Origin of the sequence: Bacteroides sp. ET336, assembly GCF_024733815.1 — a bacterium.
GTDB classification, from domain to species: Bacteria; Bacteroidota; Bacteroidia; order Bacteroidales; family Bacteroidaceae; genus Phocaeicola; species Phocaeicola cellulolyticus.
In genome coordinates this window covers 1-14,762 of the sequence record NZ_JANRHK010000037.1, presented here as the reverse complement: position 1 = coordinate 14,762, position 14,762 = coordinate 1, and the positions used below count along the sequence as shown (strand labels likewise).

Below are 14,762 nucleotides of genomic sequence, written 5' to 3'. Positions count from 1 at the left end.
TGATCGTCAAAAAATATACTATCTATATCTGGCATTTATAAAGCCTTCAGCCCTACCTGGCGACAACATCTCCCATAATGATGCTACAACCCATCCGGGAGCGAAAATATCATTATAATATCCTTTTCCGTTTTTACCATAGTCCCAATTTGTATGCTGTACCACCTCAGGATAAAATCCTGTTTTTGCAATGCCGCACATGTGTCCCTCATGCGGCAAAAGCTGACGCATAGATGAAGTTATAACCTCCGAAAACTCTGCAAACCGCTTTTCATCAAACTCTTTTGACAACCAGCGGAGTACATCAACAAAATCGAACACAAACACATCTATATGGTTATTCTCGACAGACACATTGCCCCAACCGCGTGTTTTCAAACCTACATCGCCCAGCATCTGACCTTTGGCAAACGGAACATCCCAAGTATAATACCATGACAATGCAAAATATGCAGCTTTTCTGGAAAGTTCAGCATAATATTCACGTTCATGACCTCTTGTGACCAATGCCAGATAATAAGCAGCAGTAGAGGCGTATAGCGAAGACTCTTTATCCTCGCAGTTAGCATCGAGTGTAGATGAGAAATAATCAGACTTAGATATCAATTCCTTGTCCAGATATGCCACAGAGCGTTTTGCCGCTTCCAGATAACGCCTGTCTCTAAAATATCTATAAGCCATAACCAGAGGAAGAGTTGCAGAAGGCGTACTTCCTCCCGACTTATCTACAATAGACAAATCATCCTTAAATTTGCGTGGAAAACTTCCATCCTTATTCTGTAACAATAAAAAGTTATCAAGCATTTTCCGCAGATGCATCTCCCATTCCGGATGATTACGTCCGTTCTTCTTCTCATAATCCAAATAATACAAAACAGCATACATACCTTCCGACTGACGACGGATGCTATGATTTTTTTCTACAGAGTTACGTTTAAAATGTACCACCTCATTAAAAAAGCCGTTTTTAGAGAAACCCTTTTGCAAATATGAATCGAAAATACTGTTAGCCATATCAACCAATTCAGTACGTTCTTTCTCCTCACCATACTCCAGAGCATTGAATGCATTCAACAGTGTACGTCCCACGAAACCTACCTCAGCAACATCATTCTTTCCGCAATCGTCTGTACGCAATTCTACGCCGGAGAAATATTTTACAGTTGCATTATCCACATAACTTTCTACAAAGAAATTACTCAATACATCCTTCATTATTTCGTCCGTATAAGGAGTTTCTACCGGTGCAGGCCTGTATAAATCATAACTATACTCCCAAGCTTTTCTGACACAATCGGAGAAGTCGTCTGCGCGGCTTTCATTAATCTCCCATTTCAATTCTATGCTTTCTCCTTTCTTCAGCAATTGAAAAGCCTGTACATAAGGTGCCAAAGTCAGTTTGCGGATATATGTTTTTGGCGCTTCCTTGTATGGAAATCCAAAAGATAATGCAGTCATTCCATTGACATTTTCAAATCCTGTATAACCTATGGATGTTTTTCCTGAAAGGATTATTTCACCTTGATTATGTGTGGTCAATGCATCGCACTCAAAGTCTGCCACACGTGTTACGGAAATAAACTTATTGTGTTTCTCGTCATAAACAGCCGTCATAGGAGTGCTCAAGCGGTCATCACGAACCAGCCAGCTGTCGTAAGTATGAAACGAAGGTGCTTCCTTTGGCGAACGCAGATTACGCCTGTACCAAAAACCCGGCATATAAAACAGACAATCATCATGTCTAAAATTTGATTTCAACTGTTGCCCGAAATTAAAATATACATCTTCAAGAGCTGTTATCCAAACCACTACCTGCCTGGTTTTTCCACTATCCGTTATATTCTGATATACAAGCACAGGCATCTCAGAATCACCAACCAACTGATAGGCAAATTTCTGATCTGTCAATTTGTTCATCTTCAGAGGATAATATACAGACATATTCCCCGGTTTCTTTAAAGCTATATATGATGATACATTTGCAGGAGTAAACTCAAATGCATTAACACATCCCATTATCATACCAAAAGTAATTCCTGAAAGTAATCTTCTAATATTCATAATACCGTTTCTTAGTAATAAAAACCTTGTTAATTCTATATACTTATTTTCGCTACTGTAAGCTTCCAGGCTTCCACAAAATATAAATTCAGCCATTATAGCATTAAAAAAAATTCTAATGAGAATTCACTATAAAATTCTGCAGAATCCGCAAACATATTTTCATCACAAATCAGGTCCGTAAGTTAACAAAAATATCCAACATAAAACTACCGGAAAAAGAATATTTGAAAACGAACTGTCATTCGAATCAAAATGAACTGTCATTTCAAACCGAATGACAGTTCATTTTTTTAAAACGTATCAACACCCTATTATAAAGAAACTTTAAGATTGTCATACTGTTATCATTATCAATTCTTTATTATCTTTGCGCTTGTTTTTGACGATAATAACAGAACCAACGGTCAATGAAATGAAATTAAATATATAATTCATGAAACAGTACAACAAGATTAACAACATGGTTGGATGGCTTGCTTTCGCAATTGCTGCTTTCACCTACTGCATGACTATTGAGCCAACAGCCAGTTTCTGGGACTGCCCGGAATTTATCACCACCGGTTACAAACTGGAAGTAGGACACCCACCTGGCGCACCTTTCTTCATGCTTACGGCAAATTTATTCAGTCTGTTCGCTTCAGACCCTTCGCAAGTGGCGCTGATGGTCAATATCATGAGTGCGCTGATGAGTGCGGCATGTATCCTTTTCCTTTTCTGGAGTATAACACATCTTACAAAAAAACTGGTATGTCCGAATATAGAGGATATGACCACCGGCAAACTGATTACCATAATGGGCTCTGGTCTTGTTGGTGCTTTGGCATATACCTGGAGTGATACATTCTGGTTCAGTGCGGTAGAAGGTGAAGTTTATGCTTATTCCAGCTTGTTTACAGCCCTGGTTTTCTGGCTTATATTGAAATGGGAAAACCGCGCTGACGAGCCTCACAGCGACCGATGGCTGATTCTGATTGCTTATCTTACAGGACTTTCGATTGGTGTACACTTACTTAACCTGCTGTGTATCCCGGCCATTGTACTGGTTTACTACTACAAGAAGAATCCTAACGCTAACCTGAAAGGAAGCCTTTTGGCTCTCTGCGGTTCAATGGTTATAATTGCCGCTGTACTGTACGGTATCGTACCGGGTATTGTAAAAGTTGGAGGATGGTTCGAACTGTTGTTTGTCAACAGCCTGGGAATGCCTTTCAACTCAGGACTTATCGTATATATCATAATTATGGCGGCATCGCTCATATGGGGTGTTTACGAAAGCTATACAGTACGCAGCCGCAAACTGATGAATATATCATTCCTGCTTACATTGGGACTTCTCGGTATTCCGTTCTACGGACACGGATGGAGCAGCGTGATAATAGGTATAATCGTACTTGGTATTCTGGCAGCTTATCTGTTTGCCGACCTAAGCGATAAATTCCGTGTAAGCGCACGTACACTGAACACTTCACTACTGGCCCTGATGATGATTGTAGTGGGATATTCTTCATACGCTGTAATCGTGATACGTTCGTCGGCCAATACTCCAATGGATCAGAATTCGCCTGAAGATATCTTTACTCTTGGTGAATATCTGGGACGCGAGCAATATGGTACACGACCTTTGTTTTACGGACAAACTTATGCTTCAAAACCTGCATTGAAACAGGTTGACGGCGGATGTGTTTACGATGTGGAAGAAGGAGCTCCTGTATATCAGCGTAAGGAAAAGGAAACTCCCGACGAAAAGGACAGCTACGAAATAGTACGTCACAGAACAGAATATAAGTATGCACAGAATATGCTGTTCCCACGTATGTACAGCGAAGCACATGCACAGCAATACGAATCATGGGTAGGCGGAATAAAGGGTAAACAGGTGCCTTACGACCAGTGTGGCGAAACGATTATGGTCAAGATTCCTACTCAATGGGAAAACATAAAGTTCTTCTTTATATATCAGGTGAACTATATGTACTGGAGATACTTCATGTGGAACTTTGCAGGACGACAGAACGACATACAAGGTCAGGGCGAAATAGAACATGGCAACTGGATTACAGGTATTCCGTTCATAGACAATATGCTTGTGGGCGACCAGACATTCCTGCCTGACAGCTTGAAAAACAATAAGGGACACAACGTGTTCTACTGTCTGCCTCTGATATTGGGACTCATAGGTCTGTTCTGGCAGGCATACAGAGGAGACAAAGGAATACAGCAGTTCTGGATTGTATTCTTCCTGTTCTTTATGACAGGTCTTGCCATTGTACTTTATCTGAACCAGACTCCGTTGCAGCCTCGTGAACGTGACTATGCATATGCCGGTTCATTCTATGCTTTCGCAATATGGATTGGTCTTGGAGTGGCAGGTATCACTGAATATCTGCGCAAAAAGATGAACGAGACTACTGCTGCTTCCATAACAGCTGTGTTATGTCTGCTCGTTCCTCTGCAGATGGTTAGCCAGACTTGGGATGACCACGACCGCAGCGGACGCTACACTTGCCGCGATTTCGGACAGAATTATCTGAAGACTGTTCAGGAAGAGGGATGCCCTATCATATTCACTAATGGTGACAATGATACTTTCCCATTGTGGTATAATCAGGAGACTGAAGGTTTCCGTACAGATGTACGTGTATGTAACCTCAGCTATCTGCAGACAGACTGGTATATCGACCAGATGAAACGTCCTGCATACGACTCTCCTTCTGTGCCTATCAACTGGGATCGTATCGACTACGTTTCAGGACATAACGAGGCCGTTTATGTTCGCCCTGAAGCTATGCAGACTATAAACAACTACTACAAGCAGAATCCTGAAGAGGCTAAAGCCGAGTTCGGCGACAACCCATACGAACTGAAGAATATTCTGGAACATTGGGTGAGAAACTCTAAGGACGGACTCCAGATGATTCCTACAGACAGTATAGTAATCAAGCTGGACAAGGAAGCCATCAAACGTTCCGGAATGCTTACTCCGGACTCTATTCCTGACTACATGCACTTGTCACTGAAAGGTAAGAGGGTATTGTATAAGAGTGAACTGATGATGCTTGAAATGCTTGCCAACACTAACTGGGAAAGACCGCTATACATGGCTATCACTGTAGGTTCGGACAATCACCTGAACCTGACAAACAACTTCCTGCAGGAAGGTCTTGCTTACAGAATAACTCCTTTCGACAACAAGAAGTTGGGCAGAACGATAGACAGCGAAAAGATGTATGATAATCTGATGAACAAGTTCAAGTTCGGAGGTATAGAAAGTCCTGACATTTATCTGGATGAAACTGTTTCGCGTATGTGCGACACTCACCGCCGTATGTTCGTACAGCTAAGTACCCAGCTTATCAAGGAAGGTAAGAAGGACAAAGCTATAAAGGCTCTGGATTACTGCGAAAAGGTGATTCCTAGTACAACCGTAAGACATGATTATATCTACAGCGGTTCGAAGGAAATGGCAGACAACTATATTACCCTTGGGGAATATAAGAAAGCTGAAAACATTCTTGACCAGATAGCGAACGACAATGTTCAGTATATCGCATGGTATCTGAGCCTTGATGATGCGCGTTTTGCATTGTCATATGAAAACTGTCTGCGTAACATTTATTGCCTTGACGAGATATGCAAGAGTCTGGAAAAAATAAAGGATGAAAAGACTGGTGAAGTATGTGAAACTGCCGTTCATTACAATCAGAAATTCCAGGAGCTCTATTCTCTGCTCGAGACAAAAGTTGGAAAGAACTGAAAAAATGAGTTTTTGAGTTCTTAAGTTTATGAGTTTGTTATCATTAAACTTAAAAACTAAAAACTTATAAACTTATAATACATGTTTATAGAACAACCTCCACAACTTATAAGATGTCTTTATCCATCTGCCATCTGGCGAATGGATAAAGACAAAAAAGCTGTATATCTGACATTCGACGACGGACCGATACCGAGAGTTACTCCGTGGGTACTTGATGTGCTCGACAGATATGGAATAAAGGCTACTTTCTTCATGGTGGGAGACAATATCCGTAAACATCCTGATGAATTCCGTATGGTAGTGGAAAGAGGACACAGAATAGGGAATCACACATTCAACCACATACGTGGATTAAGTTATGATATCAACTCATATCTTGAAAACACGGACAAGGCATGCAGAATGATGATGAACACGAACCTGTTCCGCCCTCCACACGGATACATGAGTCCAAAACAGTATGCCGAGCTGAAAAAAAGGTATAAGATTATAATGTGGGACCTTGTGACACGCGACTATAACCGTAAGTTTACAGGCGAACAAATACTGCAGAAAGTAAAGAAATATGCCCGAAACGGCTCGATAATAACTTTCCACGATTCATTGAAATCGGAAGAGAATATCAGATATGCCCTGCCTAAGGCTATAGAATGGCTGATGGAACAGGGATATGAGTTTAAGGTATTCGAATAGAAAAAATAAAGCCATCATTACATTGGTATTATAAACCGGTAATGATGGCTTGTTTTCATTATAAATAGTAATTTGTTACTTTACAGTAACATTCAATGGATTTCTTACTTTCTTGGCATATTCCTCAAGATAGGAATTCCATTTCTCATCATCAAATCCGCATTTGCTCCATGCAGAACCCCAATAATATTCGAATTCATCACCTGGCTGGTATGTATTGATACCCATTACATGACCTATAGCTCCTGAAACCGGTTTTTCGAAGAGTTGTACCTTTGCCATTTCCAGCGTATTAGGGAATACCGCACCTACATATATTATTCCGTTGTCAGCATTTACATTTGTAGTAGGATCGGCATACGCAATATAACCTCCCTCCTGATTCATTGAATATCTGTCAGGAATTGCTTCATGCAACACCAGACCTACACCTATAGGGCAGTCTTTCTTCAAAGAAGTATAACTTACAGTTGTCTTATTAAGGTGTGAACCTTTGTCAAGCTGAATCAAACGTGTTTCAACCACAGTGGTATCTCCGTCGATAGTAAGAGGATTGAATTCCAGTTTTACTGTAAATCTTAGAGGACCATTGTCAAGTATTTCAAAATTCTTATAGCAATAAGGATATGATATTACAGAATCAGGCATCAAAGCAGCTGTACCTCCACCGAGTGTAGGACCTACCGCATAGCAGTCCATTCCGTTTCCGTGGTCAATATGATATGATATGGCATTAGCCAAGCTGTCTGCTTCTGCTTTCTTTCCTTCCTCGCGAAGTTTCTTTATCATAGCTCTGGCATCCTTGTCAAGCTCCATTGCATAACGGTCTTCAACAACCGGCTCTGAAACACTTTTTGTAAAGACATCATATCCATATGCCTTCTCACCTGTCATTTGTAATGCCGGACCATACGCACGATAAGCTGCCTTATCGTTTTCCCATGCAATGTCATCCAGTCTCTCAGGATACTGGCGGCCATAAACCAGAGTATTTACATGTGATGGCTGTCCTTTAGTGATGCTATATGACGCAGTAGCTTCGGCTTTTACAGTAGCCGGGAATATAATTTTGTTGTCGGCTGTAAGCTGATATGGTATCTCGGTGTTATTCTCGTCGATAATTACAAACTCGGCAGTTTCGTCAAGTTTCAGTTTTCCAAGTATATCATCGGCTGGAATTTCCACAATTTCCTCCACACGGTCTATTTTCAATGGATTTGACACTGATACCGTTACGCCTTTCTCCTGTGCACATGAAGCCATAAGCGCAACAACCGCAGCAGACACAAATAACTTTTTCATACTTAATTTATAAGATTATTCTTAAAGGTTTAATACAAAAAAAGTCCTACCGGAAAAATAATATTCCGGCAGGACCCTATATAATATTATTCTCTATTGGCGACCATTAATTATTTAGGCTGCTTTCCGATGTATGCCAAGATACCACCGTCAACGTACAATACGTGACCGTTTACGAAGTTAGAAGCATCTGAAGCCAAGAATACAGCTGGACCTGCCAAGTCTTCTGGGTTACCCCAACGAGCAGCAGGAGTCTTAGCTATGATAAATGCATCGAATGGGTGACGTGAGCCGTCTGCCTGACGTTCGCGAAGAGGAGCTGTCTGAGGAGTAGCGATGTAACCCGGGCCGATACCGTTACACTGGATGTTGAATTCACCGTATTCAGAAGCGATGTTGCGAGTAAGCATCTTAAGACCACCCTTAGCTGCTGCGTATGCAGAAACAGTTTCACGACCAAGTTCACTCATCATAGAGCAGATGTTGATAATCTTTCCGTGACCTTTCTTGATCATGCTAGGGATAACTGCCTTAGAAACGATGAATGGAGCGTTAAGGTCGACATCGATTACCTGACGGAATTCTGCAGCTGTCATCTCAGTCATAGGAATACGCTTGATGATACCTGCATTGTTAACCAAAATATCGATAACGCCTACTTCTTTTTCAATCTGTGCAACCAAAGCATTTACAGCTTCTTCGTTAGTAACGTCGCATACGTAACCGTGAGCTTCGATACCAAGTTCTTTGTAAGCTGCGATACCTTTATCAACCAATTCTTGTTTGATATCGTTAAAAACGATCTTTGCACCGGCTTTAGCGAATGCAGAAGCAATTGCGAAACCGATACCGTAAGATGCACCTGTTACAAGAGCAATCTTACCTTCAAGTGAAAAGTTTACCATAATAATACAATTAATAAATACTGTTTAATAAATCATTTCCACAAAAGTAATAAATTATTCCCGTTATCGCACACAAAAAAGTACAGAATATGTGCAAAAATGTTTAATATCATGTAAATACATACTTTTTAAACATAAAATACAGCGTCATGCTAATAAAAATATTAATTATATGACGCCAATATATTACAAATTTCATCCTGAAACTTTCTTGCAGACACGTATTTCAGAACATTCTGATTGATAATCACAAAGGCAATGGTGTGTTTTGCCGGTGAAGTGACATAACCAGCCAATGAACATACTCCAGTCAATGTACCAGTCTTGGCCCTGACATTTCTGAATGTTTTTCCTTTGCCCATTCTATATTGAAGTGTTCCGTCAATTCCTGCTATAGGAAGACTGTCGTAGAACGGATGGAATATCAACGGGGAACTGAATGCGTATTTCAGATATCCCATGATAAGTTCCGGAGATACATAATTGTAGTCAGATACTCCGCAACCATCTACAATTCTGAATTTCCTACTGTCGAACCCTATATCTGATTTCATAAACTTGTATATGGCATTTTGTCCATCCTTATGGCTGAGATATTTCTTACCATTGCTTATTTCTCTGGTTGCATGGAAGAAAAGTGCCTCGGCAGAAAGATTGTCGCTTTCTTTAAGGGCACGTTTCAAAACCTCATCAATATCCCGATAGACGGTTATTATACCTTTAGTGTCTGCCGGAGTATTCTCATATGCCACACTGTCTTGTGGGATAAACACACCTTTTCCCTGAAGCTGGAAACGGAGTGTATGCATAAAGAAGCCCTTTGTATTGAAAATATTCATTGAGGTACTTGCCTTATGTCTTGAACTTCCTGAAACCGTTATGGTATTGTCATTATACATCCAGTTTCGGGTGGCGCTTACATAACTGCCTGACGGTGATGTCCTATTGTCAATGGAATAAAAATCGGACTCAGGTTTTATCTCAACATTAGCTTTACTTCCGCCTGACGGAGATATACTGACATTTATGCATCCACGATTCAGCATCAGAGGTGAAAGGTATGGCTGAAAAGTGTCGGGAGTATCATCCCATGCCCATCCCGGCCCCCAATAAACCGAGTCCATCATAGACACATCGCCTATCAGACGTCCTTTAACACCATGTATTCCCATATTTGCTATGGCATCTACCATGGTTTCCATATCTTCCTGCATAAATTCAGGGTCAAAATCGCCTTTTACGTATATATCGCCATATAGTGTATCGCCCTCGATATATCCCGAATAGGACAGACCCGTCTTTATCTGATAATCCTTACCCAAAACAGAAAGGGCTGTTACGGAAGTTATAACCTTTTCAACAGATGCAGGCCTGTACAGTTTTTCTGCCTGATATCTGTATAATTCCTGTTTCGATGTGAGGTCATACACCAGAATTCCGACTTCGGATGTATTAAGAAATGAAGAGTTGTTGATAAGTGAATCTATTCTGTGAGATATTGTTTGCGAATATGATGATACACAGAATAAAAGCAGAGTTAATAATAAAAATGTTCTGAAAATAGTTCTTTTCATATTTATCTCGTCTTATTGTTATATAGTTAAAAACGGTTTTTAAATACTGTTTGACCAGTATCTAGAAACCGTTTACAAATATAGCGAGAATTGAAAATCAACGAAGTTAAAAGATTAAAACTCTCTGAAAATTTCACCTACAGTAGGATGTGGGAATACATATTTCTTGAAATCTTCAAGTTTTCTGCCTTCTTCTATCATCATACCGGCTATCACTATAAGTTCCGATGCCGGATTTCCCAGAATATGCACACCAATTATATGGTTCTTTGAGTCTGTTATTATCTTGCATACACCGTTCACTCCTTCATTTTCGGCTACAAACCTTCCGGCATATGCCATTGGGAGTTTTACTACCTTATAATCAAATCCTACTATCTTGGCCATTTCTTCAGTCATTCCTACCGATGCCACCTCAGGATTTGTATATACCACTCCCGGAATAGCTTTATAACTCATGTTGTCGTCTGTTCCACATATATGATTTACAGCAACCTCTGCCTCTCTTACAGCTGTATGGGCAAGCATGGAGAATCCTGTAATATCACCGCATGCATAAACTCCATCTACAGAAGTCATCATTGTCTTTGTATCGACTATAATTCTATGTTGTGGAGTAAATTCAAGAGAGAGATTTTCCAGTCCGTAACCCTCGGTACAAGCATGACGTCCTGCACTGACAAGTAATTTTTCGGACTCTACGCATCCATCACCATCCGCTGTCTGATATTTCACAATGATTTTTCCCGAATCCGCATTGCAAATTTCTGTCACCTTGGCATCAAGCATGAAACTAATGCCTTTCTTTGTATATTCGGCTCTGAGAAGTGATGCCAGTTCCTTGTCTATACCTCCCAGAATTTCTGAAGTCATTTCTATCACTGTTACTTTTACTCCAAGACTGCAGAAATAAGAAGCGAATTCCATTCCGATCACTCCTCCGCCTATTATAACCAGACTTTCCGGCAGTTCTTTACAGTCGAGTGCTTCTCTGTGTGTCCAATATGAGACTTTATCTATTCCACTGATAGGAGGTATGAATGTTTTACTGCCTGTACACAATATCAATTTCTCACATTTATATATGTCATCACCACATTTTATCGTGTTCTTGTCCTGAATATAGGCTTCACCGGAAACCACAGTTACACCCGATTCGTTCATCTTGTTCTTTATTCCCAATACAAGTTTACGAACCACTTTCTGTTTCCTGCTTACTATTTTAGAAAGATCAAAAGATACTCCTTCAGCTTTTACGGCATATTTTGAAGCATTTCTGGCTCCGTCAAGAACCTTTGCAGAATATAACAGTGTTTTTGTAGGGATACATCCTTCATTCAAGCAGACACCACCCAAAGAATTCTTCTCTAACAATACAACGCTCAAACCGGCTTTACCGGCAGCTTCGGCAGCAGAGTAACCGGCAGGTCCTCCACCAATTATAGCTAATTGAAAATCCATAGTATATAAGGTATAAAGTTTGTTATTATTTATCCTGTATCACAAGCTTGTCATTCATTGATTTAAGTTTTGAGATAAAGGCTTCCTTGTTTCGTGGAGAGACCTGTACCTTCACGGTTTTATTATTTCCGTTATATTTTATCTCATATCTGTGGAATGACAATGCCGGAGCCCAGAATATCATCGAACGTACTAATCTTATTGATTCTATCTGGTCAATGCGCAGAGTAAATTTTTTCACGAAACGTCCTGTTTCAACTTTTAACAGGCCATCATCTGTTATGACATATTGGGTATGTATAAGCATCTCTATCTCATATATCACCAATATAGCCATAATAATGGCAAGCAATGTGTCATGCATCCAGAAGAAAAAGAAAAGAAGCAATGATGTGATAGAAATCAAAATCCAATACCACCATCCCACTTCGGTCTTAAACGTCCTATCCATATCTTTAAGAATTTATCTACAATCTCGGTAATTTTCTGTGAAGATAAAAATTAATTTACTAATAAACCACTAAAACAGAATTTCTTTATCTGTTTTTATGATTTATTTGAATGAAAAGTTTTATAAAATAAGCGTATGATGGGACTATGTTATAACTTTTTAGTAGCTTTGCAATATAGATAGAAATTATTATGGTTAGGAAATTCGATTTTCTCGTTATCGGCTCTGGTATTGCCGGAATGAGTTTTGCGCTTAAAGTGGCGCATAAAGGATCTGTTGCATTGATTTGCAAAGCCGGACTGGAAGAAGCCAATACATATTTTGCACAAGGTGGTATTGCTTCTGTAACAAATCTCAAAGTTGACAACTTTGAAAAACATATTCACGACACAATGGTTGCCGGAGACTGGATAAGTGATCCTGCAGCTGTAGAAAAGGTTATCACAAATGCCCCTAAGCAAATAGAAGAATTAATAAAGTGGGGGGTTGACTTCGACAAAAATGAAAAAGGAGAATTCGACCTTCACAAGGAAGGAGGACATTCCGAATTCAGAATTCTTCACCACAAGGACAATACAGGAGCTGAAATCCAGACAAGCCTTATCGAAGCTGTGAAACAGCATCCGAACATTACAATTTTCTCAAACTTCTACGCTGTAGAACTCATTACACAACATCATCTCGGTATAATAGTTACACGTCATACACCGGGCATTAAATGCTTCGGAGCTTATATACTTAACGAAGAGACAGGCGAAGTAGATACTTTCCTTTCTAAAGTTACTGTAATGGCAACAGGAGGATGTGAGGCTGTATATAGACACACTACAAACCCACTTGTAGCCACAGGCGACGGTATAGCAATGGTATATCGTGCAAAAGGTGCCGTAAAGGATATGGAATTCATACAGTTCCATCCTACAGCACTATTCCATCCGGGCGATCGTCCTAGCTTCCTTATCACTGAAGCTATGCGCGGATATGGAGGCGTTCTCAGAAATCTTGCAGGAGAAGAATTCATGCAGAAATACGATCCTCGCCTGTCACTGGCACCACGCGATATAGTGGCACGTGCAATAGACAGCGAAATGAAACAGCGTGGTGAGGATCATGTTTATCTTGACGTAACTCACAAAGACCCTGAGGAAACTAAGAAACATTTCCCTAACATATATAAGAAATGTTTGAGCCTGGGTATAGATATCACAAAAGATTATATACCTGTTGCTCCTGCTGCCCACTATCTTTGCGGAGGTATCAAAGTCGATCTGGACGGACAATCAAGCATACGTCGTCTATATGCAATTGGCGAATGTTCATGCACAGGTCTGCACGGAGGAAACCGTCTGGCTTCAAACTCACTGATTGAAGCAATAGTTTATGCCGATGCAGCCGCACAGCATGCAATGAGTGTAATAGACAGATATGAATTTAATGAGGATATTCCTGAATGGAACGACGAAGGAACAATCAGTACCGAAGAAAGAGTCCTTATTACACAAAGTATGAACGAGGTAAATCAGATAATGGAATCTTACGTCGGTATAGTAAGAAGCAACCTACGTCTGGTTAGAGCATGGAACAGACTTGATATCCTGTATGAAGAGACAGAAAGACTGTTCAAGCGTGTCAAGGCCTCACGAGAAATATGCGAATTGAGAAATATGATTAACGTAGGATATCTTATAACTCGCCAGGCAATGGAAAGAAAAGAAAGTAGAGGATTGCATTACACCATCGACTATCCGAAACATTCTGACGAAAACAAATAATAACATATTATAATAAGTAAAAGACCGGTCTTCACCCCAACCGTTGGTTTGAAGACCGGTCTTTTTTTTGATGCATTATAACGACGGATTATGTATTATTTCAAGCAATATCGGTTTTACTCCACCTACGAAACATTCCACAGCAATAACCATCAGAATAAGTCCCATTAATCGCATCATAACATTATTACCCGTTTCTCCCATAAACTTGACCAGACGGGTAGATAGTCTCAGAATTATATATGTCAATATATATACTATAGCGATTACACTGACCAATGTTACTTTAAGGACCCAATTATCTGCATCATCCATCAAAATAATCCCATTTGCTATAGCTCCAGGACCACACAGCATAGGAATTGACAATGGAGTAATGGATATATCATTTGCATATGCCTTTATTTCCTCATCTTTTAGCTTTGTATTCGTATATCTTGCCTGAAGCATATCATAGCCTATCTTTAAAATAATAATGCCTGCAGCAATCCTAAAACCGTTTGTAGAGATACCAAAGAATTTGAAGAGGAACTGACCACAGAAAGTAAAACTGATCAGAATTAGAAAAGAAATGATTGTAGCGCGCTTCACAATATGACTTCTTTCACTTTCATCCAAACCTTTAGTCATGGTAAGAAACACAGGCATGGTGCCTAAAGGATTTGTAAGAGTAAAAAACGATGTAAAACACAACAACGCATAAGGAATAATTGTATCCATAATAAAAACGTTTTTATATATAACTATTACAAAGATATATCAGATTTTAATATAAAGGAAGTG

General features: G+C 39.9%; 10 protein-coding genes. 3 read left to right on the top strand and 7 right to left on the bottom strand.

The window, feature by feature from the left end; genetic code table 11:
• Nucleotides 1–18 precede the first annotated feature (18 nt).
• Nucleotides 19–2,061 carry a hypothetical protein gene (locus NW213_RS16585; protein ID WP_375338171.1) on the bottom strand — a complete coding sequence of 681 codons (2,043 nt, stop codon included), beginning with the start codon at nt 2,059–2,061 and terminating at the stop codon, nt 19–21.
• Nucleotides 2,062–2,497: 436 nt separating this feature from the next.
• Here NW213_RS16585 and NW213_RS16580 point away from each other — a divergent pair, with 436 nt between their 5' ends.
• Both NW213_RS16580 and NW213_RS16575 read left to right on the top strand, forming a co-directional pair.
• Nucleotides 2,498–5,818, top strand: coding sequence for a DUF2723 domain-containing protein (locus NW213_RS16580; protein ID WP_258323451.1), 3,321 nt, complete (start codon nt 2,498–2,500; stop codon nt 5,816–5,818).
• 81 nt (nt 5,819–5,899) lie between these two features.
• Nucleotides 5,900–6,514 (top strand): polysaccharide deacetylase family protein, encoded by a 615-nt coding sequence (locus tag NW213_RS16575; protein ID WP_154044986.1) that lies wholly within the window; start codon nt 5,900–5,902, stop codon nt 6,512–6,514.
• 75 nt (nt 6,515–6,589) lie between these two features.
• On the opposite strand, the gene NW213_RS16570 is transcribed toward NW213_RS16575, so the two are convergent.
• The 5 genes from NW213_RS16570 to NW213_RS16550 all read right to left on the bottom strand — a co-directional run bounded on the left by NW213_RS16570 (nt 6,590) and on the right by NW213_RS16550 (nt 12,207).
• Entirely contained in the window at nt 6,590–7,816 is a 1,227-nt protein-coding gene (locus tag NW213_RS16570; protein ID WP_258323450.1) for a DUF4861 domain-containing protein, read from the bottom strand.
• 110 nt (nt 7,817–7,926) lie between these two features.
• On the bottom strand, nt 7,927–8,721 hold the full coding sequence (locus NW213_RS16565; RefSeq protein ID WP_258323449.1) for a gluconate 5-dehydrogenase: 795 nt from the start codon (nt 8,719–8,721) through the stop codon (nt 7,927–7,929).
• A gap of 164 nt (nt 8,722–8,885) precedes the next feature.
• Nucleotides 8,886–10,295 carry a D-alanyl-D-alanine carboxypeptidase/D-alanyl-D-alanine-endopeptidase gene (gene dacB / locus NW213_RS16560; protein ID WP_258323448.1) on the bottom strand — a complete coding sequence of 470 codons (1,410 nt, stop codon included), beginning with the start codon at nt 10,293–10,295 and terminating at the stop codon, nt 8,886–8,888.
• Nucleotides 10,296–10,409: 114 nt separating this feature from the next.
• Complete coding sequence (gene lpdA, locus NW213_RS16555) at nt 10,410–11,756, bottom strand: dihydrolipoyl dehydrogenase (RefSeq protein WP_258323447.1); 1,347 nt, start codon at nt 11,754–11,756, stop codon at nt 10,410–10,412.
• 25 nt (nt 11,757–11,781) lie between these two features.
• A complete protein-coding gene (locus NW213_RS16550) occupies nt 11,782–12,207 on the bottom strand; it encodes a PH domain-containing protein (protein WP_204391507.1) in 426 nt (141 codons plus the stop codon).
• Between the two features lie 191 nt (nt 12,208–12,398).
• On the opposite strand from NW213_RS16550, the gene nadB reads away from it, so the two are divergent.
• Entirely contained in the window at nt 12,399–13,979 is a 1,581-nt protein-coding gene (nadB, locus tag NW213_RS16545; protein ID WP_235339856.1) for an L-aspartate oxidase, read from the top strand.
• A 75-nt stretch (nt 13,980–14,054) separates the two neighbouring features.
• Here nadB and NW213_RS16540 read toward each other — a convergent pair whose 3' ends face one another.
• The gene (locus NW213_RS16540) at nt 14,055–14,699 is read right to left on the bottom strand and encodes a MarC family protein (RefSeq protein ID WP_154044979.1); all 645 of its coding nucleotides are present in this window, start codon (nt 14,697–14,699) and stop codon (nt 14,055–14,057) included.
• Between the last annotated feature and the right edge of the window lie 63 nt (nt 14,700–14,762).